Source organism: Gammaproteobacteria bacterium, from assembly GCA_029882975.1.
In the GTDB taxonomy this organism is placed as follows: Bacteria; Pseudomonadota; Gammaproteobacteria; order SZUA-152; family SZUA-152; genus JAJDNG01.
On record JAOUJW010000005.1, the window covers coordinates 63,535 to 89,010 of the forward strand.

Consider the following 25,476-nt stretch of genomic DNA (forward strand, 5'->3'; position numbering starts at 1 on the left):
CAATTTTCCTCATGCCCTGCCTTTGATTACTGTTTCATTGGAGTTGCTATTTTCACTTGAATCACCGCTACAGGCGGTAATGTGAACGGTCGAAATCAACAGGCAGGCGATGGCCATGGTCTTAATCCAATTTCTCATCACTTTTCTCTTTCAGATAATTCACTCCTAACTGTGTCGTCCGTCACATTGTAAACGTTATGCAATACCGGGTTGACGAATGGGATATTACAAAAAAGCCACAATCTGAAAATTCTCAAAAGGTTTGACGCAGTCTTGACATAGTGTATCTAGTACACTAATATGAAGTGAGCTGAAGGGGTTCTTCGGCACAACCAACACCCGTTCGGATAGACCGGACGCGGTTTTACCGGCAAGAGGGTTGCTGCCATGAAAGATGTTAAAGCGTTTGATTTTCTAGTATTTATTGGTCGATTTCAGCCATTTCACCGAGGTCATTTAGCGGTCATTCAAGAAGGTCTTAAACAATCGGAGCACCTTATCGTTTTGGTAGGTTCAGCCCACCAACCACGCAATTTTCGCAATCCCTGGACCGTTTCCGAGCGCGAAAATATGATTCGCAGTGCATTAAGCGATACAGAGTCCCAACGCGTTCATATCGTGCCCCTTATGGATGTGATGTATAACGATGAGTCTTGGGTTCGGAACGTACAGGCTACTGTTAACGGATTAGTCACTGCTCATCACGGTCAACCGCACAGACCGGCGAAAGTTGGGCTTATTGGTCACAGCAAAGACCACACAGCTTATTACCTGAATCTGTTTCCGCAATGGGGGGCGGTGCAGGTGGACAACTATCGTCAGATTAACGCCACAGCAATACGGAATGGTTTGTTCCAAACACAGCGAGAAGAGGAATTTTTTCAGAGTGCCGATGACCTATTACCTGCCGCAGTGGTGCAGGAATTGCGTAATTTCGTTGCAGCGCCTTTGTATCAGGAAATTCGGGATGAGCATGTTTTTGTGAATAATTATAAGTCTGCTTGGAACAATGCTCCGTATCCGCCCACTTTCGTTACCGTGGATGCAGTGGTTGTACAATCCGGCCATGTATTGTTGGTGGAAAGAAAGGCCAGACCCGGTAAAGGACAGTTGGCATTACCCGGTGGTTTTGTAAACCAGACTGAAACTCTCGTCGCCGCTTGTTTGCGAGAATTGAAGGAAGAAACACGTTTAAAAATACCAACACCGGTTTTGAAAGGACATATCAAAACCCAAAAGGTTTTCGATGACCCTAACCGATCAACACGTGGACGTACCTTTACCCATGCATTTTATATCGAGTTAGAGCCTAATAAAGATTTGCCCAAAGTAAAAGGAGGTGATGATTCCAAACACGCCATGTGGATACCCCTGGCCGATCTTGATCCCGGCAGAATGTATGAGGATCATTATTTTATTATACAGGAGTTGACAGGGGTGTAGGAAAAGTAAGGTTGATAACGAAAACGGGACAGACCCGATTTCGATACTGTGACAGGAGGGTTTCCGTCATGAATACAAATATTATTTTGAACACCGACTCATATAAGGCCTCACACTATGTGCAGTACCCGCCGGGTACCGAATACATATCCAGTTATATTGAATCGCGTGGTGGCATATATTCAGAAACCGTATTCTTTGGTTTGCAGATGTTTATCAAAGAAACGCTTACTCGGCCCATTACATTGGCCGATATAGACGAAGCTGAAGCGATTTTTACCAACCACGGTTTACCTTTTAATAGGGAAGGTTGGGAGTATATTTTAACCGAATACAATGGATACCTGCCTATCGAGATCCAAGCGGTTCCGGAAGGTACTGTGGTACCTGTGCAAAACGTGTTGGTTCAAGTGGTCAATACGGACCCTAGGTGTGCCTGGTTAAGCAGCTATATTGAAACTGCCTTATTGCGTGCGGTGTGGTATCCCACCACTGTTGCAAGTACCAGTCGGCAGGTTAAGCAAGTGATTAAGTCCTATTTGGAAAAAACTGCCGATAACCTGGATGGTTTGCCGTTCAAACTCCATGATTTTGGCGCGCGCGGTGCCAGTTCAAACGAATCGGCGGCTATAGGCGCTGCCGCACATTTGGTGAATTTTCTGGGTACAGACACGGTGTCCGGCGTACTTGCAGCTAAACGCTATTATAACGAACCTATGGCGGGTTACTCCATACCCGCCGCGGAACACAGCACCATGACAGCTTGGGGCAGGGATGGCGAAACTCTGGCTTATGCCAATATGCTGCGGCAATTTAGTGGAGAAAACCGTATGCTGGCGGTGGTGAGTGATTCCTACGATTTGTGGAACGCCATTGACAGCATTTGGGGTGATACATTGAAAGACTCTGTGATCAATTCCGGTGGGACTTTGGTAATTCGTCCGGACAGTGGTGACCCGACGGAGGTGGTGACACAAACAATAGAAAGGTTGATGAATAAATTTGGTTACGCTGTTAACCAAAAAGGGTACCGAGTGTTACCGCCATATCTTAGGGTCATCCAAGGTGACGGTGTCTCCTTGGGTAGTATTGAGACAATACTGGCAGCGATGAAACAGCGTAAACAAAGTGCTGACAACATTGCTTTTGGGATGGGAGGGGGCTTGTTACAAAAAGTGGATCGAGACTCTCTGCGGTTTGCGATGAAAGCGTCCTCGATTCGAATCAATGGTAAGTGGCGGGACGTGCACAAAGACCCGGTAACCGATCGCGGCAAGCGTTCTAAACGTGGACGATTGGCGCTTGTACGTGATAAAGAAACCTATCTGACCATACCCGAGGTGAGTCTAAATGGTCGGGATAATTGTCTGGTCACAGTGTTTCGCAATGGGGATCTGTGCAGGCAATGGTCCTTGGCAGAAATCCGGAATAGAGCGGTTTAAAACTCGTAGCGGTATTTCTAAAAAGTGAGAAACAAGAAACCCGTTGTTCGTCTTCGAAAACGCACTTTTCGAATATGTATTACGGGTTTCTTTTTACCAAAGCTTGTTAGGTAAATAGCGAACAGAGAAGTATAATTACTTGTTATCTGTGTCCCCATTGTTTTGGCGCGCTTTTTCCTTCAGTGCCTGGCCTCCTTTTTCGAGTTTTTTGGCACCGGCCTCAATGGCCTCGCCGCTTTTTTCCATCAGTTTATCTCCGGTTTGTTTTATTTTATGCTGCAGTGAGTTGTCGGCAAAAGGATTGCTGAATATGGACTGGTCTTTTCCGATGTTGGTTCCAATCCATAAGCCTGTTGCAGTTCCTACCGCTAAACCGATGAAGAGCGTTTTGACTGGGTGCATTCGTTTTCCTGCTTTTGAAAATCTATCATGATACCAAAACCTAGTTTTACCCTGTGTAGAAAAGGTTTTTCTGTTTGGAGCGAGTCTACGATAAAATCGTAAGGGAGTCTAGAAGTACGCTAATTCCTTCTATTATAAACGCTGCTGTTTAATAATTGATCGCATGCTGAAAGCAAACTTAGCGTTGCATAAAGTATTCAGCAAAATGTTTATGCTGCAAATCAGTTTGCGTACCCGAGTCACTATGATCTAATATGCATATATCTCCAGGGTTTCACCGCAAAAGGGTTGGCCGTGTCAAAGAAAGAATCTCTCCAGCGCAGTACCATTGATTGGGATCAGTACCGGTTCGACAACTATTACGATGAACTCCTTAGCTCGCCGGGACATCCCAGAATGGCCGCCCGGAAAATAATACGCTATTTGGGGAAAATCAGTGAGAAGCAGTTGGTTCAGCGTCAAACGGCTGCGGAACTGGCCATTCAGGAAATGGGGATCAGTTTTACCGTTTACAGTGAAGGGGAAAACATAGACCGGGCCTGGCCTATGGATGTCATACCACGAGTCATTGCACTGAAAGAGTGGCAGCGCCTGGAGAAGGGTTTGGTGCAACGCCTGACCGCACTCAATATGTTCATTAACGATGTCTACAATAAACAGAGTATCGTTAAGGATAAAGTGTTTCCCATCGAATTGATCCAAAGTTCCAAAGATTATTTACAGGTTTGCCATGGCATTAAGCCCCGTTATGGCGTGTGGGCCAATATTTGCGGCTCGGATCTGGTCAGAGATAAAGACGGTACCGTTTATGTGCTGGAAGACAATTTGCGGGTACCTTCTGGTGTTTCCTATATGTTAGAAAATCGGGCGGTAAGTAAACGAATTCTACCGCAAATGTTTCACAAACATAGAATTCTGCCGGTAGACGATTATCCCTCGCAGTTGTTCGAAATGCTTGCGTCTTTGTCACCGCGAAAGTCTCACAGCCCTGAGGTGGTGGTATTGACTCCGGGTATTTACAATTCCGCCTACTTTGAGCATGCCTATCTGGCTCAGGGGATGGGAGCGGAACTGGTGGAAGGCTCTGACTTGGTGGTGGCGGACGATGATTGCGTTTACATGAAAACCATAAAGGGATTGGAGCGAGTAGACGTGATTTACCGACGTATTAATGATGACTTTCTCGACCCTGAGGCTTTTCGAAAAGATTCTTGCCTGGGTACGAAAGGATTGTTTCGGGCCTGGCGCGCCGGAAAGGTGGCGTTGGCCAACGCACCGGGTGCCGGTGTGGCGGACGATAAGGTGGTCTATACCTATGTTCCCAAGATGATTAAGTATTATTTGGACGAAGACCCTATAATCCCCAATGTACCTTCCTACCTCTGTGTTGACGAAAGTGAACGCAAACACGTGCTTGCTAATCTGGAGAAGATGGTGGTCAAACCGGCCAATGAATCCGGTGGGTACGGTATGTTGGTGGGGCCGGCTGCCAGCAAGGCGGAGCAAAACCGCTTTGCTGCTTTAATTAACAAGCATCCACGTAACTATATGGCGCAACCCGCGTTGAGTTTGTCCACGGCACCCACTTTGTGTAATGGTAAAATTGAGCCCCGACATTTGGATCTGCGGCCTTTTATCCTGCAGGGACGCAAGCATTATGTGACCGCCGGCGGTCTTACCCGGGTGGCCTTGCGTCAAGGTTCCCTGGTAGTCAATTCCTCCCAAGGGGGCGGCAGCAAGGATACCTGGGTAGTGGATACGGAGGTTAATTAGAATGTTATCCCGTGTGGCCGAACGTTTGTACTGGTTTGCCCGTTATGTGGAACGTACTGAGAATACGGCACGACTTTTGTTAGTGCGTCATAATCTGATACTGGATTTACCTACTTCAGTACAACCGGGTTGGGATCTGCTGATTGATGTTATGGGGGTGCGGGAGAGTATTGCCGGGGCCCAGGTCAAGTCCATTGAAAAAAACGTCGTATCTTTTGTTTTCGGTGACAGGGAAAACCCCAGTTCCATTATCAGTTCTCTGGCTGCTGCTAGAGAGAATATGCGCATCACCCGGGAGGTCATGCCCAGTGAAACCTGGGAACGCATTAACAGCCTATACTTAAGTGTGGCCCGACGCGGGAAAAAGAATCTACCACGAAACTCGCGACACAAAGTGCTGAATGACATAATACAACGATGCCAGCAAATAACAGGAATGTTGGCCGGTTGCATGAACCATGAGGACGCTTATCATTTTATTCGCATTGGTCGCAACCTGGAGCGTGGCGACATGAGTACAAGAATAATTGATGTGGGGTCGGCCCATCTACTGGGCGCCGATGACGAGGTTTTGCTCTATCGTAATGCCCTATGGGTCAGTGTATTGCAGTCCTTAAGTGCCTATCAAATGTACCGCTTGAACGTCAGACGAAAAGTACGTCCCGACGATGTGCTGGAATTCTTAATGCGCAACCCGGTATTCCCGCGTTCTCTCGGCCATACTTTGCAGGAAATCGAAGACAGCGTGTCGGCACTTCCACTCAACGTGGTACCTATCAAAGTGATCCGTTCAGTCAAACAGAAGCTTAAAAGTACTGAAGTGTCGGAACTAAGGGGAAATGCATTGCATGAATTTATTGATGAGCTTCAGTTACAATTGGGCAAAATTCACCATGCCATTGTCAGCACTTGGTTCCAGCCCCACAGTGTTTCATGAAACGTTTTTTCTGCCAGTGTGGACAGGAAGTATTTTTCGATAGCCGCTACTGTCAGGCTTGTCAGCTTGCTGTAGGGTACGATCCCAATAAAGCCATGATACTCAGCCTGGAACCAGGAGGTGATAATACCTGGGTATCCACTTTGGACCGAACCCAATATCACTTGTGTGACAACGGGCGGCTCCATGGAGTTTGTAATGGTCTGATTGAAGCCGAAAATGCCTCATCGACAAACAAACTTTGTGTGGCCTGCAGTCTCAACCGCACCATTCCTGACTTATCAAAAGAAGGTAATCTGTTTCATTGGAACTCTATTGAACAGGCCAAACGACGACTTATTTACGGGCTGCTGCAACTGGGCCTGCCTCTGAATGCCCCCGTTTCCGCTTACCCTATGGGACTGGCGTTTGATTTTCTTGAAGACCAGCGTAGCAATCCCAATATGCCGGAAGAGTTTGTTATCACCGGTCACAGAAATGGTGTAATTACCCTGAATATTCTGGAAGCCGATGAGGTGCAACGGGCTTGGCAAAAACAACTGAATTTTGAACGTTATCGTACGGTGTTAGGACATTTGCGACATGAAGCTGGGCATTACTATTTCGAGTTGCTGGTGGGGGATCAGCAAAACTTTGCTGCAGTTTTCGGCGACCCTCAGCTGCCTTATGAAAAAGCTCTACAAAACTATTACCAAAACGGTCCCCTAGACGGTTGGCAGCAAAGCTATATCAGTGCCTATGCCGGCGCCCATCCGCTGGAAGACTGGGCTGAATGCTTCGCCCATCTTTTGCACGTTTGCGATACCCTGGAGACAGCCATAGCGCGGGGTGTGCTACCCCCTGTGGAAGAACCCATGGATGTTGATACCTTGTTGTCAAGTTGGGATCGCTTAGCTGTGACGCTCAATGAATTGAATCGGAGTCTGGGGTTGGCGGATGCTTATCCATTCGTGGTTGCACCGACCATTGCTGAAAAATTTCGTTATATACACGGCCGTATTCGGCAAATTGTTTAAACTTCTATCCTTGCAAAGTCGTTCCTCGCAACTCACTTATACTTATTGAGAGTGACGTCGATAGCGTAAATCCAGGGTGCAGGGGTAGTAAGGGTTGGGTAACTCTTCCTGCGGCAACATATTTCCGGCGCTATGACCATGATCCCAGAAGCGGGCAATGCGCCGGGCTTCAGCTTCATTGGCGTTAACCGGCAGGCTTTCATAGTTGCGGCCGCTGGGGTGGGCAACGTGATAAGTGCAGCCACCAATACTTTTACTATTCGCCAGGTCGACAATATCAATCACCAAAGGACCCTGAGCAGGCAGGCGGGGGTGTAAACCGAACGCCGGTTGCCAGGCCTTAAAGCGTATGCCTGCAACAAATTCACCTTCTGTCTCCGTGGGCTGAAGCGGAACACGTCTGCCGTTACAGGCAAGGCAGTAACGCTCTCGATTAAAACCGCTGACCTTTACCTGCAGCCGTTCCACCGAAGAATCCACATAGCGTGCCGTTCCCTGAGTGGTCACCTCTTCACCCAACACATGCCAGGGCTCGATGGCGGCGCGCAATTCCAGTTCCATTCCCTGGCGTTGAATTCGGCCGTACGGGGGAAATCGAAATTCCAGAAAACTACCGAACCATTTCCGCTCAAAGACAAAACCAACCTGGGACAGATCCTCAAGGACACGTTGCAGGTCCAATTCATTATAGTGGGGTAGCATAAAACGGTCATGCAACGCATTACCCCAGCGGGCCGGACGGCCACGATAGGGGGAGTTCCAAAACATGGCCACCAGGGAACGCAGCAGCAACATTTGTAATGCGCTCATTTGCCAATGTGGCGGCATTTCAAAGGCGCGCAACTCCAACAGGCCCAAGCGGCCGGTGGGGCCGACAGGGTTATACAATTTGTCAATGCAAAATTCTGCCCTATGGGTATTACCGGTGATATCCACCAAAATGTTGCGAAACAATCGATCCACCAGCCAGGGTTCAGGTGCTTCGCCGGGTGATAGTTGTTGTAATGCGATTTCCAGTTCGTATAGAGCATCTTCTCTGGCCTCATCGAGCCGGGGAGACTGGGAGGTGGGGCCAATAAACAGACCGGAAAATAAATAGGACAACACAGGATGGTGCTGCCAATACAATACCAGGCTGGCCAATAGATCCGGGCGCCGTAAAAAAGGACTGTCGGTGGGGGTAGATCCACCCAGGGTTATGTGGTTACCTCCACCTGTGCCTGTATGACGCCCATCAATCATAAACTTGTCCGTCCCCAGACGACACAAGCGTGCCTGTTGGTAAAGTTCGTGGGTATTGCTGACCAATTGGCGCCAACTATTGGCGGGGTGGATGTTCACTTCAATAACGCCGGGGTCCGGGGTGACGGACAGTTTTTGTAGGCGGTGATCGGTCGGGGGTTCGTAGCCTTCAAGGTCTATGGCAAGGGCGCATTCGCGTGCCGTCAGCTCCAGCGCAACAATCAATTCCTGCCAGTGTTCCAGGTGACTCAAAGGTGGCAGGAACACCCATAAGCGCCCCTGTCTTGCCTGCACGCATAAAGCCGTGTGTGGCACTTGCTGGCCTTTTTGATCATCTGTGTCGGTAGTGTCAGAAAGGGATTGTTGTTGTAAACCTTGAACCGCTGTCTGAGGTGGTTCAAATAAAGAGTAGCGTTGTGTAATCTCGCTTAAAGACGACAAAGGGGCGCGCGCCTCGGTGCTATCACGATCCGAGGTCTGGCGTTTCTCCTGTACATGCAACGGGAGTGAATCCAAGGGTAGACGATAACCCATAGGGGAATCACCGGGGTGTAGAATAATTTTACCGCGGCGAAAGGACCAGGGTGCAGCATACCAGTGTTGTTTTACCTCAGACCAAGCCAATGGCAAGGTATAACCTGTGGCCTGATCCAAACCTTGATCTAATAAAGCACTAAAGCGCCGCCGTTCCAGAGGATCTTTTAAATCCATTTTGCGCGGGTCAATATCCGATGGCAACGTGGCTTCGTAATGTAAATAATGCGCGGCATCTTCATAGGCCGGTGCTACTGCCGCTTCGTTTACGCGCAGTCGCCGTGCCAGTGCCTGAATGAATGTTCTGGCCTGTGCCAGCTTGTACCCAGGGGCAGCTTTGGGAGACAGCAGATTTTTATCCTGCCACAGCGCTTCATGGTCTTTACGGAAAAAACAATTATAGGACCAGCGAGGCAGTTCCTCACCCGGATACCATTTGCCCTGACCATGGTGCAATAGGCCTTCCGGTGCAAAACTTTTTGTCAATTCGGTCAGCAATTCACGGGCTAAACCTTCTTTGTGTTGTCCCAGCGCGCGGGTGTTCCACTGCTCGCTGTCACGATCGTCTATAGACACAAAGGTCGGTTCGCCGCCTTGAGTCAGACGTACATCCTGTTTAAGCAGTTGTTCGTCGACCTGATCCCCCAGATTGAGTACCTCGTGCCATTGCTCATCTGAGAAGGGTTTGCTTACCCGTGGTGCTTCGTAAATTCGGGTGACACTATTTTCAAAATGAAATTCGGTCTCACAGGGGTCCGCCAAACCTGTGACAGGTGCGGCCGAGCTTGGTTCCGGCGTACAAGCCAGAGGAATATGTCCTTCGCCGGCAAACAAGCCTGACGTTGGGTCCAGCCCCAGCCAGCCGGCACCGGGCACAAAGACTTCGGTCCAAGCATGCAGGTCACTGAAGTCTTTGTCAGTACCCGAAGGACCATCGAGAGATTTCACATCAGGCTTTAACTGTACGAGATAACCTGAAACAAAGCGTGCTGCCAGGCCCAAGTGGCGTAAGATTTGAACCAACAACCAGGCACTGTCACGGCAGGATCCTGACTTTAGTTCCAGGGTTTGCTCGCAGCTTTGAATACCAGGGTCTAAACGCACGGTATAGTTAACCTGCTGTTGCAGTTTCTGGTTCAAATTAACCAAAAACTCCACAATGGCGGCCGGTTCACGTTTAATACCCGAAAGGTATTGACTTAGGAGCGGGCCCTTTTCCCTAATTTGTAAATAGGGCGCTAATTCTTCAGCCAGATCGTTGGTATAGTCAAAGGGCCATTGTGCGGCGTATTCCTCTACAAAAAAATCAAACGGATTAATCACGGTCATTTCCGTGATAAGTTCCACATCGATCATCAGGTGGCGGATTTTCTCCGGGAACACACAGCGGGCAACAAAGTTACCGAAAGGGTCCTGTTGCCAGTTAAGAAAATGCTTCTCTGGAAAAATTTTCAGGCTGTAACTTTGGATAGGTGAACGGCAATGAGCGGCGGGCCGCAGACGAATTAAATGCGGTGATAGCTGTACCGGTTTACTGTAGTCATATATCGTTTTATGGCGAACCGCTACCAGGATGGTCATACAGTGGCGTTACACCGAGCGATAGCTAAAAAAGGTTTAATGTTCATCATTGCGTACCAACTGATGGACTTGGGCCCCTGTGGTACGTTTTTCCCATTCCACCCGCGGTAATTCGGAAAAAGAGAGTTTTAGTGCTTCGTTCCACTTTTGCCGTATCTCCAGCAGGTACTCGTCATTCTCTTCAAGGCGCAGATAGTGATTGCTCTCAAAGGTATCCTTTTCGTAGACCAGCACTTCAATGGGAGGCCCTACAGTGGCGTTGGATTTGATGGTGGAATCCATGGAAACCAAAGCACAACGAACGGCATCTTCCAACTCAGTTTCGCGGGTGAGAATGCGGTCCAATATGGGACGGCCGTATTTGCTTTCGCCAATCTGCAAAAACGGGGTTTCGTCCGAATCGGTAATAAAATTCCCGGCGGAATAAATCATGAAAATGGCTGGTGGTGCTCCCTTGATTTGACCACCTAGAATCAAAGACGCTGACGTATCTACTCCAGCCGCGGCGGTGGAAGCCTGAGCGGTTGCTTGTTCTTCTCGGCTGACCTTGGCCACATATTTCGCCACGTCCACCATGCGGACGCAGGTACTCAAATTCACGGGCTCTGAATCTTCTAAGTCAGATTCTAAACGAGAAATTATGGACTGTGTTGTTGCCAGGTTGCCTGAGGTCAAAACCACAAACATGCGTTCCCGGTTGGGGGTGAATACATGCATTTTACTGTAGGATGACAGCATATCGGGCCCTGCATTGGTTCGAGAGTCCGAACAGAAAACCAGACCGTTGTCAGCGGCGATGGCTACACAATAAGTCATACGATTAATCCTTGATAAAACAATATGTTACTGATGTTGGCCAGTTTGGCCATAGCCCAGTAATAGTGCATCCAAATGGTGTGGCGGTCAATGGATTTGTATCCAGGCATTTTATAAATGATAGTACGGCTATTGAACTTGTGTTCGGATATTTTCTGTATGAATTTTTAAACTTGTTGTTTTCACTTTTTGGTAATTATTACAAACTTACTCCATACTCAGTTTAACGCTCCTTGGAGCATATAACTACATAGGGATTGAGGATATTTTATGAAACCTGAGCAAGCCCGCGATTGGCAGGAATTACTCCTGTCGACCTATGAACAATTGTTGAGTCAACTGATTGTGTACACGCCAAAGCTGCTGGGTGCATTTCTACTTTTATTCATTGGCGGTCTAATAGCTTATTTACTGTCGAAACTGGCTCGAACCGGTGTCAAATTACTGGAAAGTTTGCTGATTCGTCTGTTTCCCTCTTTTATTGTCCGCTCGGACATTAAATACCGTCAGTCCTACGTTGAAGCAATATCCAAAATTGTATTTTGGTTTGTACTGCTGTTCTTTATTGCGGCCAGCGCCAATAGCCTGGGCTTGGACATGGTGTCCAAATGGGTACAACAGTTACTGCTTTACCTTCCTCGATTAGTAGTAGGCTTGTTGATCATGATCGGCGGATACCTTATCAGCAATGCGATTAAGCTGATGGTTGCGTCCGCCGCCGAATCGGCGGGTATGAAGCAGGCCTTGTGGATCGGTAGAAGTGCTCAATTTGTGGTGTTTTTCACTGCCATTGTTATCGGCGTTGAACAATTGGGTATTAATATCCAATTCTTCACAGAGCTTTTCATAATCGTTTCAGCCATCCTGCTCAGTGGATTTTCATTGGCGTTTGCCTTTGGCGCAAAATATTTAGTCGCTAACATTATTGGAGCGCAGCAAGCCAACAAGCTGTTTCAATTAGGTGACGAAATTAAGATTGCCAATATAGAAGGGGTGCTTGTGGAAATCAAAGGTACCATGTTGGTAATTGAATCGCAGAATGAGCGCATTATGATCCCGGCGAGTCTAATTATGCAACGCATAGGTCGTGTTAAATCGGGTTCTGCTAATTAGAATCTATCTCAAAATTTCTTTTATGCGTAGTTATTACCTTATTTAAATGTTCATTTACTATATGTAAACTCCGCTTTTCCAAGACTAAGACCAGGATCAGTATGTTTCGAATTAGAAAGATTTTTGACTCCACCCCTGTTGCCAATCAAGATGCAATTAAGCAGGTGAGAGCCATTATGACGCATCAGTTTCCACTCACCCGCAAAGAAGAGCTGCTAAAACTGTCCAAACAGCTTGACGATCCGCTTCAATACCGTTATCGCTCCATTCTCTTCGTGGCTGAGAATGCACACGGTAAAGTTAAAGGTTTCGCCATGCTGTTGCATATGTCAGATTTGCACATTGGTTATCTGGAGTTGATTAGCGCCGCTCCCGGTACTACAGGAGGTGGTGTTGGCGGCATACTTTACGAGCGAGTTCAATTGGAATCTGTTCAACTAGGTTTAAAAGGTTTATTTTTTGAATGCAGTATTGATGACCCCGGCGTTGTATCTGATAGTACGATTTTAAAGCAGAATCAGCAACGGCTTCGGTTTTATGAGCGTTACAACGTGTTTCCTATAATAAATAACATTTACAACGGGCCAGTATATGAAGGTGACGAGGATCTTTATTTCTTAATGTACGATGCTCTGGGTCGTGACCAACCGTTAAGATGTATTTTTCTGCGAAAAATTGTACGCGCGATATTGGATAGAAAATACGGTGCTTTACTTGACCCTCAGCACATTGACGCGGTGGCTAAGTCCTTTAGCGATGATCCTATACAATTTCGCGCGCCGCGGTATATTAAGAAGACCAAGACGGTAGAAAAAAAAGCTGCGCCCAAACAACATCCACCTATCTCCCTGGTGGTAAATTCCGGTCATGATATTCACCATGTGACTGACAAAGGTTACGTTGAAGCACCCGTCCGTATTCCGGTCATACTTAAAGAACTTTCCAAAACTCAATTATTCAACCAAATAAAACCTAATTCTTTTCCATTAAAGTTCATAAAACAGGTGCATGATCGCCAATACGTGGATTACTTCCAGCGAACGTGTAAGCGCTTACCTGAAGGTAAATCATTTTATCCTATCATTTTCCCGCTACGAAACTCGTTTCGTCCGCCTAAAGATCCAGAGCTACAGATCGGGTATTACTGCATGGACACCTTTACGCCTTTTAACAAAAACGCCTACCTGGCGGCGCGAGGCGCCGTGGATTGCGCCATGACTGGTGCTACGGTAATTCTCAATGGAGGTCAGATTGCTTATGCACTAGTGCGTCCCCCAGGACATCATGCCGAACGCCGTGCTTTTGGCGGGTTCTGTTACTTTAATTCCAGTGCCATTGCTGCCAACTATCTCAGTCACTACGGCCGGGTAGCTGTACTGGATGTAGACTTTCATCATGGCAACGGAACCGAGGATATTTTCTATAAACGAGCTGATGTGTTGACCGTATCCATTCACGGACATCCAGATTTCGCTTATCCGCATTTTTCCGGTTTTGCAGACGAGAAAGGGGAAGGAGATGGTTTGGGATACAATATAAATTATCCCTTGCCGGCGCACATAACCGTTGAACGCTACCATCGTACATTAGAGCAGGCGTTAAAGAATATAAAGAGATTCGGGGCTGAGTACTTGGTGGTGGCCCTCGGTTTGGATACCGCTAAATCAGATCCGACCGGGACTTGGCAACTGCAAGCAAAGGATTACCATGAAAACGGCCGAAAGATTGGCGCTCTGAAATTACCGACACTTATAGTGCAAGAAGGCGGTTATTTAACACGTACGTTGGGGCGAAATGCACGTCATTTTTTTGAAGGTTTGTGGCAGGGGTTTAGATAGTTCCACATAGATAAGGGCTGAACATGGAATATGTCATTGACAAGCAGACTAGCACCAGGGAATGGTATCCAACAAATAGTAAAGTAGTATTAGGCAGAGTAAGGAAAAATAGGAAATTACTATGTCAGAGATAGTTTATCAGTTTGCTTTTAGCTTTCTCAAACAAGAAGCAAAAGCCGCCGCGCGTCTGCTGGAAGAACTTGAACCCAAAGATACAGCCCGGTTTCTTTCTAATGCACCACTGTCCCAGGTGGTTGCTGTTTTAAAAGAAATGCAGCCATCAGCGTGTGCGGAAATCCTGCTGGCCACCGATCTAAGTACCGCCGTCATATGGTTAAGTGAGATGGCGAATAATCAGTTATGTGCCATTTTGCGTCATATGGAAAAGTCCAGATTAGATGAAATTCTGAGTCAACTTCACGTAAAACGACGCACGGCCTGTCAGTTGTTATTGTCGTACAGCAATGAGATGGTGGGTGCTTGGATAGAAATTCATGTTCCTGTGTTTCCCGGTGATATGTCGGTAGAAGATGCGATTAAACGATTAAAACGTAAAAATTATAAAGAAGATCGAATTATTCTCGTTGTTGATGATCAGCATCGTCCAACAGGTTCTTTGTCGGTAACAGAGTTATTGCGCAGCCCTCAAACAGCGACCGTTGAGAGCATTTCTGAAAAGAATGTTGGTGTGATATTAGGGCGTATGGCTTTAACAACCGCTATTAATCATACGCTCTGGATGGAGCATGATATTGCCGCCGTTGTGAATCGGCGCAGAGAATTTATAGGTGTAATCTGGTATAGCCGGATTCGACGGATTCTGTCAGTACAAACGCAGGTGCGGGAACCGGCTGGAGGCATGGCCTTGGATTTCTTTCAAGCTTATGGAGAAAGTATGCAAGGCTTATTTGAAGCGGTCCGGGAAAGTATCGATTAAAGTGTGGTATTCACGAACACAAGCAAGCAATCGTAAACTGGAGAGTCAATGACGACGACAGCCCATCTAAAAGAAACAGCACAACTTCTTACCAATACTTACTTGATTCAGTATCCTGTAAAAGCAGCCAGAGAAATTGCCAAAACACCCATGCAAGACGCGGCAAACTTTCTATCCGGACTGCCTACTCATGTATTGGTTTCCTTGTTTTCCTACATTCCAGCGGGCCTTAGTGAGAAACTCTTGCAAGACTGGCCGCATGACAAAGCAGTAGATTTGTTGGTAAAACTGGACGTACATATGGCAGCAACATTACTGGCTCGGCTTGAATCGGAGTTGCAAAACGCCCTACTGCAGAAGCTGGCAGCCGAACACAAGCTTATATACGATGAATTTATCGATATCCTGGATTATCCGGATGATACGGCAGGTCGAATAATGGATACCAAAATTCAGATATTTGATAACACGCTAACTGTCGAAGAGGTTCTCAATCAGATTAGAATGCGCCATCCTGAAAAAATGGACGCCTTTTTCCTACGCAACAAAAGCAATCAGTTGGTGGGTACAGTGGATATCGGTGCTTTGATCCTAGCTAAACCGAACCAAAAAGTAAATCGGCTTATCAAGCCTATCTCGCACTTTCTATATGCGCTGGACCCGAAAGACGAGGTGATTGAAAAGTTCGAAGGGTTAAAAGTGGCGTTATTACCCGTACTGGATGTCAACGATACTTTGGTTGGCGTCATTCGGGACTCAGACATCTATCAACAGACCAAAGAAGACTTGGCCTCAGAAATGGCAGTAATGGTGGGCGCGAGTAAAGACGAACGTGCGTTATCCAGTAGCTGGTTTGCATTTCGCCAACGCATGCCTTGGTTGCAGATCAACTTACTAACTGCGTTCGCTGCAGCTGCTGTGGTCGGTGCGTTTGAAGGTATGATCGCTAAGTTTACCGCGCTGGCTATCTTATTACCGGTAGCAGCGGGGCAGAGTGGAAACGCGGGGGCGCAAGCACTTGCCGTAACGATGCGCGGACTCACGCTAAAAGAAATAACAACGCGTCATTGGTGGCAAGTATTAAAAAAGGAAGGGATGGTTGGATTCTTGAATGGCGTGGCTATCGCTATTACCTGCTCAATCGGGGTTTGGATTTGGAGTCGATCGATTGGGTTGTCATTAGTAATGGCACTATCAATGATCGCATCGCTTATTATTGCCTGTGCTTCGGGGGCATTGGTGCCGGTTTTATTAAAGAAGTTTGGGCTTGATCCTGCGCAGTCGTCTTCTATTGTACTAACCACTGTGACAGATATCGCCGGATTTGCATCATTTTTAGGTATTGCCACTTTGTTATCAAGCATGTTGCCAACAGGATAATAGAATTGTGTTAAACTAGTGCCAGATTTTCTAAATCTGCATTTTGCACACACGTCAACTCTGCTATCTAACGAGCATCTGATACAAGGTCGAGTAGTAGAATTAACCAGGATAATAGTATGAAAATCGGAATACTTTCCAGAAATCGTAAGCTATATTCCACCCGCCGCCTGGTCGAAGCGGCTCAGGAGCGGAATCATGAAGTGAGAGTCGTAGACGTGCTTAAATGTTTCATGAATATTACAGCAAACGATCCGAATGTCTTCTATCAAAGCAAAGGCGAAAATGTAGAGGAACTGGAGTTTGATGCGGTCATTCCGCGCATTGGTGCCAGCGTTACGACTTACGGATGCGCTGTGCTCAGACAATTCGAAGTGGCTCATGTATATTCCATCAATGAGTCTATCGCCATAACACGATCCAGGGACAAATTGCGCGCCCATCAATTGTTAGCGCGAAAGGGCATAGGTCAGCCGGTAACAAGTTATGCTAACTCCGCAAAAGCGACCAACAGTCTCATCGAATCCGTCGGTGGCGCGCCGTTGATTGTCAAACTCACCCAAAGTACTCAAGGCAATGGAGTCCTGTTGGCAGAAACCAAAAAAGCGGCAGAAGCGCTGATCAATGCGTTCCGCGGTATAGGTACGGATTTCTTAGTTCAGGAGTTCATCAAAGAAGCAGGTGGCTCCGATATACGCTGTTTTGTTGTAGGTGATAAAGTCATTGCTGCGATGCAACGAAAAGCTGCGAAAGGAGAGTATCGTTCCAATTTACACCGGGGCGGCAGCGCTGAAGTGGTAAAATTACAAACGGCAGAAAGGCGACTTGCCATCAATGCGGCTCGCGTCATGGGGCTCGATCTAGCCGGTGTCGATATTTTACGTTCAGCCCACGGTCCGCTGGTTATCGAAGTAAACTCTTCACCTGGGTTGGAAGGGATAGAAAATGCGACAGGCATTGATGTTGCCGGCAAAATAATAGAGTATATCGAGAACGACTCTAAGTCCGGGCCAAACAAACCCAAAGGTAAAGGGTAAACTGACGACGCAGTTTACTCGGTTTCGGAGGGTTCTTTTTCTTTACTTTTGGCACTATTGGACTTTTCTTTGGTTGGTTCGCGCAATAATTGGAAAGCAGGCTTGTCAATAATGGTTGTAGATGAATAGCTGGATATGATAAGCACAAGTGCTAATGTGAAAAAGTGAATTTCAGGATTAACCAGAACAAGCTGTTTTAACCAGTCGATTTGGAATAGTAGAAAACAGAAAAACGCAACCACAGCAGTCCAGGCAGCACGATAAACAGTTACCGTCATACCACGCTCTTCTTGAGTTGCATATATTCGGTCTACTAAAGTAACAAGAATCACGATGGGTAGTAATACCGCATTAGCCGCAGGATTCATATTCAAATAGTCCATGAGAGATATCGCAAAAGCCATACTCATCGCTACCAATGTGAAAATAATGACTAGCCTTGGTATTCGGGTAAAACCTTCTGCGATCAGGCTGCGCCCCCCCAAACCAATAATGCCTACTGTAGTTAAGATGACGGCAACTGTGATCCAGTCAGCATAGTATATCGATAGAGCCAGAAGTGAAGCACTGAAAGTGCCGAATGTTTTGACACCAACGATTTGTCTAAATATTTGTGTGATGAGCGCACACAGTGGAAGAATGAGCAATATGGCTAATAGTTGTTGTGTTGCAACAGCAAGACGGGTCAAGTCTATTACCCGTAGAAATTGAATATTGTCGCCAAACGTACCGGATGAGGATGGCATCAACTCAACATCAATTGTTGTTTCGATAGGCGTCGGATCTTCGAAATAACTTACTGTATCGCGATCAAATGCAAAAGCAATATAATTCGGCGGAAGTTCCAAGGTATAACCGTGTTCCAGGTCATAGGGCTGCCATTGACCATCAGAATACAGTTCTGCCCAGTATAGGAGTTCCGAATCAATGGCTTCTTGTAGCTCAATCCCTGTGACCAAGCGAGCGGGAATCTTACTGGCACGCGCCAAGGCAACAAACGCCATGGTTTTGGCCAAGGCATTGCCCCTTCGCAGTTTTAGTGTAGTTGGCACATCCTGATAGGCTAATTTAGGATCTAAAACGATATGCTTATACACATATCTGTATATTTCTTGCTCAAGTGCGGCTAGGTCCGTAACACGTTCCCTTAATGTAGAAAGAACCTCGGAAAATGCGGTATCGAATAAGTTCATACCGTTTATGTCTCTGAGGTATAATTCTCTTTGCTGTACAGTCAACCCCTTTCTTGGTTGGTGTTTGCTAAACCAACGTTTTTGATTACCGGCATGAATAACGAATTCTATATTTAACTCTTGTTTACCTGTCTTATCTGCAATAGCCCTGATTTCGTTTGTGTAATTCTGAACGATATGCTCAATACTAATATTTGGGTGAGATATGGCTTGACTCATTATTTTAATGAAAGGGGATTCCTTTAGTAGTGCTATATGAAAATAGCTTGGATCTTTAGCGGCATTGAATTCTGTTGAAATGATAATTTTCCAGATCAAATCGCCGGTAGGTACGGCGGTGTCCTGTGTGGAAAAATTGCGAATGACCATAATGCTTAATCCAAATAGGACTAAAATAGTAGCGATTATGAGCGTAAATTTATGACTAAATCGATTTTTTGACGTTTTATTCATGCCATATTAGATGCATAATGTTAGTAGCATGGAGTGAATTGATTAAATAACATACAGCCCATGTGCTCCCATAAATTATACAAGACCGTATCGAAACACATGTATATATTTTTATGCAAAATGATGGCGAAGTCGAAAACATTGGTTTTTGTACTGCTATTGTCATCAGTCACACCAGTCCATGCGAATAGTAAACAAATCAGTGGCTGGATCGAGCACATAGCGATAACCCAGAAGAATTTTATTTTAACTGCAAAAATAGACAGTGGCGCAATACACTCATCCATTCATTCAGAGAGTTATCAGATTTTTAAAAAAAATGGAGTGGAGTGGGTTCGTTTTTCCTTAAATAATAAAAGTGGCGGAACCATGGTTATTGAAGAACCGTTGTACCGTATGACGAATGTGAAATTGAGAGAAAACGAATCCAGTCAAAAACGTCCTGTGGTCAAGTTGGGAATATGCCTAGGTAATATATACAAGGTTGTAGAAGTGAATATCGTGAATCGGGCTAAATTTAATTATCCAGTGCTAATAGGTCGAAGTTTTCTGGCCGGCCAATATTTGGTTGACGTTGAATTGAAGCACCTTACGAAACCATCTTGTCACACAAAATGAATACTGATGAGGAGCCAAGGTTCGTCACGTGAAACTCCAAGACTCACGGACGGAGGAGAGGAAGCAAATGTCGATGTATATGTTTGTAACTTGATTTGGGGTACATAACCAAGGTGTGCGGTTTCCAGAAGGGTCATTGCAATGACTTGCAGTGGTTTAGCTTAGATTGTATTCTGTTTCGCTATGGATGATCACAGTATAACCTTGGATTGGCCCTTTGAATCGGCAAGGTCGCTTGACCCACAGCAGCGCTGGTTTCAATCAGAATCCAATCTTTGTCTGGATTTTCACGGCGATCCCTGCCGAGCCGGGTTGGCGGTGTTTTCGGATGGCAATCATCACATGGCGCTTGAGGAAACCCTACAGACCTTCCTGTCCTACCAACCTGATCTGGAGGATATTTTCTACGCGACGACCCCGCCCGGCGTTTTGGTGGAGCTGATGCAACATGGCAGGTTGCATCTTGGTAATTTAACCTTGTCACGTCAACCGGATGTGTTTATTGGCCCCGACAACATCTTGTCTAAAATGGCGGAGGAAGGGCGAGTGCACTCGCCAAAGCTGTTTATGCGCAGCCGCTGTAATGTGATGCTGGTACGCAAAGGTAACCCGCGCAAGATAAGCGGCATTCATGACTTACTGCGCAGTGATGTGCGGGTGTTTATATCCAACCCGAAAACGGAGAAAGCGAGTTATCAAGTTTATTCTGAGACCGTGCTTAATCTAGCGGTGGAACAGGGTGATTCCCATCAATTTGAAAAGCTGTTCGCCAATGAACTGAATAATATGGTGTATGGCCAACGCATTCATCATCGCGAATTGCCACAGGCGCTTGCCGCTAACAGGGCTGACGTCGCGGTGTTGTACTATCACCTGGCGCTGCGTTACACCCGTATTTTCCCCGATCTATTTGAGATACTGCCCTTGGGTGGAACCTCTGACGCGCCTGCTGCCACGGCGGCTCATCACCTGACGGACTATCATGTAGCAGTGGTGAACCCCGACAATCCCTTTGTGGAAGCTTTAATGGTACATCTATTTTCCGATCAGACCACAGAAATCTATTCACGTCACGGTCTGGATCGTCCCTAATAGCTGTGGCTCAGAAAGGGTCCTGGTACAGAAAGAACCCCGGCGCAGGCCGAGGTTGTGACCATTTTTAACCTACTACTACTTTTTAAAGTTGATGAATAGGGCAGAGGTCCAGACTTTGGCATCATCTCCCTGATGCGCCACCATATAGACGGGCCGGTGACCGTGTGGGCCATTGTTGGGGCTGACTTCAAAGTTGCCGGTGACCTCACGCGGTGGTGCACTGTCACTGATTCGATCCATGGCCAGAAACATGTCAACACCCGGCAGTGGTTTTTTCAGGCTGGCCGCTTCCAATAATTCCTTACCGGTAAATTCCCAAGTAAAAGTTGGGCAGTGGATAAAGGGGTTGCCTTTTAAAGGGTCACCGACTTTCACATAACCGTCGATAGTACCCTCGATTTTAAAGTGAGCAGTCTCAATATTGGTGACGTCCAGTTCAATGGCGTCTACATCGCCGTAGGTATCACTTTTAAATCCCACAGTGGTGGCATTTTCACGCCAACAGGTTTCTTCCAGGTGCTCAAAACCAAGACCAATGAATTCATTGATGATGCCATTGGTGATAGTGATTTTGCCTTTCCAGACCGCCCAACGATAACGGTCTTTGATACGTGCGCCCCCCCAGCGGAAACGGATCATGCGATCTGAGTAACCCAGTTCTTCCTGTAAGTTACGTCGCCAGATTTCGCCGGTATGATCATAGGCTATCAATTTATCCCAACCTCGATCACCAAGAAAACGGTAGTTCACCTGTGCTGCACCCTTGTGTTCAAACTCATCTCCCATTAGATATTCGCCGCAGGTAATCACACCAAAGGTACGTTCACCGGTAGAGGCAAAGGTATGGCGTTGACGCAGGGCGACGCCTATGTCCTTGCGTGTTAAAGCCGGTGAAATCACACCGGATATGCCACCCTTGGTGCCAAACACAGCGGTACCGGGTACACCACCCCCGCAACGACCGCGGTGTTCATCACCGGCCATACTGGCACCGATCTTGTAACCGCGCTCCATGGCCTCCTGGTAGAGCCAACCGAAGTGCCCCCAAGAGGAACCAATCTCTATCAGTTTTTCCAGTTCGGGATGATGCCAGTCAAGAATACAACGCCGTCCACCCACATGTGGTGTTAACAAGTGCCCTTCAGGATTATCAATATAGGCGGCCCAGAGTTCTTCCAATGGCCATGCGCCGGGAATGGCTTCAGTGGTACCGGAGTCTTCGTTCCAGTCAACGGAGCGTACGTGAGTGCCGTCTTTTAGAAAGGGGAATTCAGGTTCATCGTCGTGCAGGAAGATTACGTTGTGATCTCCTCCGGCACAGGAACTGCCGCACCATTCTGTTCCGGGGTAGGCGATAAACTCACCATCTTTGCATATTTGCCGGATGAGTTTCACGGTTTCCTGCCAGCGTTCTGTGGTAATGTTGAAGTCATTATGAGCAAAGGCCAGCACATCAAGTCCCGTAACATCACGGCCATAAGTCAGGTTGTATTCGGTTGAATTAGTACCAATGGTGTCATTGGAGTGCACATGCAGATCAGTATAGAAGATGCGTGGAAAGGCCAGATCCTTGTCGATGGTAACATAAAAGGTTTGATCCTTAACCGCACTATGTTCTGCCATGCTTGCGGTTATTACCAATTCGCCGGCCTTGTCGGTTGGAACATCGTCAAGTAAAGAAACACACCAGCCGGATTGTGGCATCGTGATGTCTTTCTTATAACATTCTTTGCCATTCAGGCTCGCTGTCACATGTACTTTTTCCGGCTGGTTCCAGCAGGTGTTACCCCATTCATCCTCTGCACGCACACGTAGGGGTAACTTCTCACCTTGTTTCACCACACGTGAACCGGCCCATTGCAATAAGGCCGGTGCACCGGGTTTGATGTTAACAACCAGATCGGGTTCTACCGCCGCAAAGCGAGATGTGCCCAGTGGGTCCACATAACAGCGAAATTTGAAGTCCTGCTCGGTAAAGGTCTGTACCCGTGTACCGGGCCCGCCAAAGCGACGGTCACCCATACGAATCACAATTTGATCGCCCGCTTTTAGATAACCATCAAAGGTATCCACAATAATGGCCTTCTGAAAAGGACGCTCATGACCTTTCTGATCAAAACGGACTGACAGTTTCTGTACGGATGCCGGGCTTTGTCCTTCTAAGGTTGGACAGGCGTGATATTCAGCTGAGACATAATTGGCAGCCTTTGGATCAGTAGTCTGGAACAGTTCCCAGTCAGAATAAAAACGGAAGGTGGCCTTAAACCAGGAACCGTCTGCCATGCCAGATTGCCCCAGGGTGTAAACAATCACCACTTCTTGCCATGAACCTGCGACAATTTCTTCTATATTACATGTCACACTGCCCAGAAAGGACATATCCTTGGTTTTTTGGTACAAACCGGGCGGAGCGGTATAGGTGTTGCCCAGTTTCTTCTTTAATTCGGCATCTGTCATTTTTTTCATCGTTACATAACCTCTTTTCTTAAACTCTAATCGTGGCGTCGAAATTCTTTAAAAAACCTGCATTCACTATCCGTTTTTTGCCTGTTCAAGAGCGGCGGCTTTTTCAACTTTTTTCTTGCGTTTGGCGTTAATACTGATCCAGAAGGTCCGGGCAATAACAAAAAAGGTCAGCGCCATCAAAATCATGGCCAATGGGCGTGTAAAAAACATATAGGCATCGTGCTCAGAGAGAATCACGACCTGCTGTAACTTACGTTCCCATTCCGGGGCAAGGATGAATCCAATCAACAATGCGACGTAGGAATAATCGAATTTCCGCATAAAATAGCCGATAAACCCAAAGGCCAGCATTACGCCAACATCAAACATGGATGACTTACCCAGATAGGCCCCCATGATGCAGGTAAAAATGACAATCGGATACAAAATGAGTGCGGGAATATCCACGGCTTTACAAAAAAGACGTAAACCGACACGACCGATAATGAGCAGGAACAGACTGGCCAGCACCAAACTGCCGTAGATGCCATACATCAATTGCGCGTTTTCTTTGAATAATAATGGGCTGGGCTGCATGCCATGGATCATAAAGGCACCCATTAACATTGCTGCCGCAAGGTTACCCGGTATTCCCAATACGAACAAAGGAATCAAACTGGATGCGACAACGGAGCTGTTGGCTGATTCGGATGCGGCAATGCCCTCCAGACGACCTTTTCCAAACTCGTCTTTATGTTTTGAACGTTTCATTGCCTGATCATAGGACATAAACGACGCAACCGGCGCGCCCAGCCCCGGCATTGCACCCACGCCAACACCGATAAAGGTACCGCGTAGCAGCGTTCTGGTGTTGCCTAAAAATTCCTTGAGAGAAATGAATCGATCTTCAAACTTGGTAGAAAAGACATTGGCTGACTGCACAACATCACCTTTACCTGCAAACTTTTCCAGTTGAATTAAAATCTCTGAAAAGGCCAGAAGGCCTATGGCCACTGGAATCAAGGATAGACCACTACCTAACTGATACACATCAAATGTGAGCCTGGGTAATGCGGTAACCGGTTCAGTACCAATTAATCCCAGTAAAATACCAAACGATGCGGCAATCAAGCCGCGACCTATAGAATTGGTCCCAATCCCTGCGATCACGGTGAGCGCAAGTGAAATAAGTGCGAAAATTTCTGCCGGCCCCATGTATAAAGCTACCTTTGCCAATGGAGCCGCTACCAGTATCAAAATAATGGTCGATATAAAGTCGCCGGCTACCGAACTGTAGAGGGCCATGCGTAAGGCTTTTTCACCCTTACCTTGCTGTGTCAGTGGATAGCCATCCCACGAGGTAGCCGCAGCCTCGGGTGTGCCCGGTGTTCGCAGTAATACTGCTGAAATCGCACCACCATAGAACGCACCCTTGTTCAAACCTACCAGAAATCCAATGGCAGTCAGTGGTGTCATGTAATAGGTAATAGGGATAAACAGGGCAATGGCCATGGGGCCGTTAATACCCGGGATGGCCCCAACTAACACACCAATCGCCACCCCAACAAAGACAAACATAAGACTGGCCGGTTGTAAAGAATCCAGCAATCCCGCTAATATCATTTCCATAGGTTGTTAACTTCCACCTGTTGTTTTAATTATTCGAAAAGCTGTGGTCCCGGAATCGGTACACCAAATCCATACCGCATCGTAATGTAGAGTGCCGCCATTAAAATAAATGCAAGCAGAGTGACTTGCAACCAGCGGCGACTTCCAAGTAAATACTGCAATAGTAGCAAATATGCGAACGACGCGATAACGTAGCCAACATACTCAATTGCTACTACAAACAGAATGCTGGGAATCATTACCATACTCAAATAGCGCAGCTTGATTCGACCAATCTGAGTAAAACCTCCGCCATCGCTTAAATCTTCTGGAAATTCACATTCCTCTGTTGGGAGTGGTTTTTTGAAATAATGCGCGGTTAGGATTATAGTGAGGGACAGACATGCCATAAATAGCATAATACTAACGACCACGTTTGGCACTAAAGAAGATGAAGCGCCGTAACCCGGGTACTCTGGTGTTTGATTAGGTATACCCCAGGCAAGCATAAAAACACTAAACCCGATTATAACCAAATAAGCAATCGAGTCTCTTTTTATTCTTGTCACAACT

19 protein-coding genes are annotated in these 25,476 nt (G+C 46.8%); 11 read left to right on the forward strand and 8 right to left on the reverse strand.

What is annotated here, in order from left to right; translation table 11 throughout:
* Nucleotides 1–9: 9 nt before the first annotated feature.
* Nucleotides 10–138, reverse strand: a complete 129-nt coding sequence (locus OEY58_05370) for a hypothetical protein (protein ID MDH5324874.1) — start codon at nucleotides 136–138, stop codon at nucleotides 10–12.
* Between the two features lie 249 nt (nucleotides 139–387).
* Here OEY58_05370 and OEY58_05375 point away from each other — a divergent pair, with 249 nt between their 5' ends.
* The gene (locus tag OEY58_05375) at nucleotides 388–1,443 is read left to right on the forward strand and encodes a bifunctional nicotinamide-nucleotide adenylyltransferase/Nudix hydroxylase (GenBank protein MDH5324875.1); all 1,056 of its coding nucleotides are present in this window, start codon (nucleotides 388–390) and stop codon (nucleotides 1,441–1,443) included.
* Between the two features lie 68 nt (nucleotides 1,444–1,511).
* Nucleotides 1,512–2,885: a nicotinate phosphoribosyltransferase gene (locus OEY58_05380; protein MDH5324876.1), complete on the forward strand. Its 1,374-nt coding sequence runs from the start codon at nucleotides 1,512–1,514 to the stop codon at nucleotides 2,883–2,885.
* A 135-nt stretch (nucleotides 2,886–3,020) separates the two neighbouring features.
* On the opposite strand, the gene OEY58_05385 is transcribed toward OEY58_05380, so the two are convergent.
* Nucleotides 3,021–3,287, reverse strand: coding sequence for a hypothetical protein (locus tag OEY58_05385; GenBank protein ID MDH5324877.1), 267 nt, complete (start codon nucleotides 3,285–3,287; stop codon nucleotides 3,021–3,023).
* 327 nt (nucleotides 3,288–3,614) lie between these two features.
* On the opposite strand from OEY58_05385, the gene OEY58_05390 reads away from it, so the two are divergent.
* The 3 genes from OEY58_05390 to OEY58_05400 are packed head-to-tail and all read left to right on the forward strand — an operon-like array spanning nucleotide 3,615 to nucleotide 7,013.
* A complete protein-coding gene (locus tag OEY58_05390) occupies nucleotides 3,615–5,060 on the forward strand; it encodes a circularly permuted type 2 ATP-grasp protein (GenBank protein MDH5324878.1) in 1,446 nt (481 codons plus the stop codon).
* 1 nt (nucleotide 5,061) lies between these two features.
* Nucleotides 5,062–5,997, forward strand: a complete 936-nt coding sequence (locus OEY58_05395; GenBank protein MDH5324879.1) for an alpha-E domain-containing protein — start codon at nucleotides 5,062–5,064, stop codon at nucleotides 5,995–5,997.
* Nucleotides 5,994–7,013: a putative zinc-binding metallopeptidase gene (locus OEY58_05400; protein MDH5324880.1), complete on the forward strand. Its 1,020-nt coding sequence runs from the start codon at nucleotides 5,994–5,996 to the stop codon at nucleotides 7,011–7,013. Before OEY58_05395 ends, OEY58_05400 begins: the two co-directional genes overlap by 4 nt.
* Before the next feature lie 42 nt (nucleotides 7,014–7,055).
* On the opposite strand, the gene OEY58_05405 is transcribed toward OEY58_05400, so the two are convergent.
* Nucleotides 7,056–10,370, reverse strand: coding sequence for a transglutaminase family protein (locus tag OEY58_05405; GenBank protein ID MDH5324881.1), 3,315 nt, complete (start codon nucleotides 10,368–10,370; stop codon nucleotides 7,056–7,058).
* A gap of 36 nt (nucleotides 10,371–10,406) precedes the next feature.
* Nucleotides 10,407–11,186, reverse strand: coding sequence for a peptidase (locus OEY58_05410; protein MDH5324882.1), 780 nt, complete (start codon nucleotides 11,184–11,186; stop codon nucleotides 10,407–10,409).
* Nucleotides 11,187–11,456: 270 nt separating this feature from the next.
* Between OEY58_05410 and OEY58_05415 the strand changes: the two genes are divergently transcribed.
* The 5 genes from OEY58_05415 to rimK all read left to right on the forward strand — a co-directional run bounded on the left by OEY58_05415 (nucleotide 11,457) and on the right by rimK (nucleotide 17,491).
* Nucleotides 11,457–12,299 carry a mechanosensitive ion channel gene (locus OEY58_05415; protein MDH5324883.1) on the forward strand — a complete coding sequence of 281 codons (843 nt, stop codon included), beginning with the start codon at nucleotides 11,457–11,459 and terminating at the stop codon, nucleotides 12,297–12,299.
* A gap of 101 nt (nucleotides 12,300–12,400) precedes the next feature.
* Nucleotides 12,401–14,137: a histone deacetylase family protein gene (locus OEY58_05420; protein ID MDH5324884.1), complete on the forward strand. Its 1,737-nt coding sequence runs from the start codon at nucleotides 12,401–12,403 to the stop codon at nucleotides 14,135–14,137.
* 121 nt (nucleotides 14,138–14,258) lie between these two features.
* Nucleotides 14,259–15,074, forward strand: a complete 816-nt coding sequence (locus OEY58_05425) for a CBS domain-containing protein (GenBank protein ID MDH5324885.1) — start codon at nucleotides 14,259–14,261, stop codon at nucleotides 15,072–15,074.
* A gap of 48 nt (nucleotides 15,075–15,122) precedes the next feature.
* On the forward strand, nucleotides 15,123–16,454 hold the full coding sequence (locus OEY58_05430; GenBank protein MDH5324886.1) for a magnesium transporter: 1,332 nt from the start codon (nucleotides 15,123–15,125) through the stop codon (nucleotides 16,452–16,454).
* 119 nt (nucleotides 16,455–16,573) lie between these two features.
* Complete coding sequence (rimK, locus tag OEY58_05435) at nucleotides 16,574–17,491, forward strand: 30S ribosomal protein S6--L-glutamate ligase (protein MDH5324887.1); 918 nt, start codon at nucleotides 16,574–16,576, stop codon at nucleotides 17,489–17,491.
* Nucleotides 17,492–17,505: 14 nt separating this feature from the next.
* Here rimK and OEY58_05440 read toward each other — a convergent pair whose 3' ends face one another.
* Nucleotides 17,506–19,053 (reverse strand): transglutaminase-like domain-containing protein, encoded by a 1,548-nt coding sequence (locus OEY58_05440; protein ID MDH5324888.1) that lies wholly within the window; start codon nucleotides 19,051–19,053, stop codon nucleotides 17,506–17,508.
* 885 nt (nucleotides 19,054–19,938) lie between these two features.
* Here OEY58_05440 and OEY58_05445 point away from each other — a divergent pair.
* Nucleotides 19,939–20,847, forward strand: a complete 909-nt coding sequence (locus tag OEY58_05445) for a substrate-binding domain-containing protein (GenBank protein MDH5324889.1) — start codon at nucleotides 19,939–19,941, stop codon at nucleotides 20,845–20,847.
* A 78-nt stretch (nucleotides 20,848–20,925) separates the two neighbouring features.
* On the opposite strand, the gene OEY58_05450 is transcribed toward OEY58_05445, so the two are convergent.
* The 3 genes from OEY58_05450 to OEY58_05460 all read right to left on the reverse strand — a co-directional run bounded on the left by OEY58_05450 (nucleotide 20,926) and on the right by OEY58_05460 (nucleotide 25,472).
* Nucleotides 20,926–23,316: a hypothetical protein gene (locus OEY58_05450; GenBank protein ID MDH5324890.1), complete on the reverse strand. Its 2,391-nt coding sequence runs from the start codon at nucleotides 23,314–23,316 to the stop codon at nucleotides 20,926–20,928.
* Between the two features lie 66 nt (nucleotides 23,317–23,382).
* Entirely contained in the window at nucleotides 23,383–24,924 is a 1,542-nt protein-coding gene (locus OEY58_05455; GenBank protein MDH5324891.1) for a tripartite tricarboxylate transporter permease, read from the reverse strand.
* Nucleotides 24,925–24,953: 29 nt separating this feature from the next.
* Nucleotides 24,954–25,472, reverse strand: a complete 519-nt coding sequence (locus OEY58_05460) for a tripartite tricarboxylate transporter TctB family protein (GenBank protein MDH5324892.1) — start codon at nucleotides 25,470–25,472, stop codon at nucleotides 24,954–24,956.
* Between the last annotated feature and the right edge of the window lie 4 nt (nucleotides 25,473–25,476).

What these genes read in the sequence shown, in the direction of transcription:
- OEY58_05370 (MDH5324874.1), bottom strand. Translation starts at nt 138, where the DNA reads ATGAGAAATTGGATTAAGACCATGGCCATCGCCTGCCTGTTGATTTCG.
- OEY58_05375 (MDH5324875.1), top strand. Translation starts at nt 388, where the DNA reads ATGAAAGATGTTAAAGCGTTTGATTTTCTAGTATTTATTGGTCGATTT.
- OEY58_05380 (MDH5324876.1), top strand. Translation starts at nt 1,512, where the DNA reads ATGAATACAAATATTATTTTGAACACCGACTCATATAAGGCCTCACAC.
- OEY58_05385 (MDH5324877.1), bottom strand. Translation starts at nt 3,287, where the DNA reads ATGCACCCAGTCAAAACGCTCTTCATCGGTTTAGCGGTAGGAACTGCA.
- OEY58_05395 (MDH5324879.1), top strand. Translation starts at nt 5,062, where the DNA reads ATGTTATCCCGTGTGGCCGAACGTTTGTACTGGTTTGCCCGTTATGTG.
- OEY58_05400 (MDH5324880.1), top strand. Translation starts at nt 5,994, where the DNA reads ATGAAACGTTTTTTCTGCCAGTGTGGACAGGAAGTATTTTTCGATAGC.
- OEY58_05405 (MDH5324881.1), bottom strand. Translation starts at nt 10,370, where the DNA reads ATGACCATCCTGGTAGCGGTTCGCCATAAAACGATATATGACTACAGT.
- OEY58_05410 (MDH5324882.1), bottom strand. Translation starts at nt 11,186, where the DNA reads ATGACTTATTGTGTAGCCATCGCCGCTGACAACGGTCTGGTTTTCTGT.
- OEY58_05415 (MDH5324883.1), top strand. Translation starts at nt 11,457, where the DNA reads ATGAAACCTGAGCAAGCCCGCGATTGGCAGGAATTACTCCTGTCGACC.
- OEY58_05420 (MDH5324884.1), top strand. Translation starts at nt 12,401, where the DNA reads ATGTTTCGAATTAGAAAGATTTTTGACTCCACCCCTGTTGCCAATCAA.
- OEY58_05425 (MDH5324885.1), top strand. Translation starts at nt 14,259, where the DNA reads ATGTCAGAGATAGTTTATCAGTTTGCTTTTAGCTTTCTCAAACAAGAA.
- OEY58_05430 (MDH5324886.1), top strand. Translation starts at nt 15,123, where the DNA reads ATGACGACGACAGCCCATCTAAAAGAAACAGCACAACTTCTTACCAAT.
- rimK (MDH5324887.1), top strand. Translation starts at nt 16,574, where the DNA reads ATGAAAATCGGAATACTTTCCAGAAATCGTAAGCTATATTCCACCCGC.
- OEY58_05440 (MDH5324888.1), bottom strand. Translation starts at nt 19,053, where the DNA reads ATGGTCATTCGCAATTTTTCCACACAGGACACCGCCGTACCTACCGGC.
- OEY58_05445 (MDH5324889.1), top strand. Translation starts at nt 19,939, where the DNA reads ATGGATGATCACAGTATAACCTTGGATTGGCCCTTTGAATCGGCAAGG.
- OEY58_05450 (MDH5324890.1), bottom strand. Translation starts at nt 23,316, where the DNA reads ATGAAAAAAATGACAGATGCCGAATTAAAGAAGAAACTGGGCAACACC.
- OEY58_05455 (MDH5324891.1), bottom strand. Translation starts at nt 24,924, where the DNA reads ATGGAAATGATATTAGCGGGATTGCTGGATTCTTTACAACCGGCCAGT.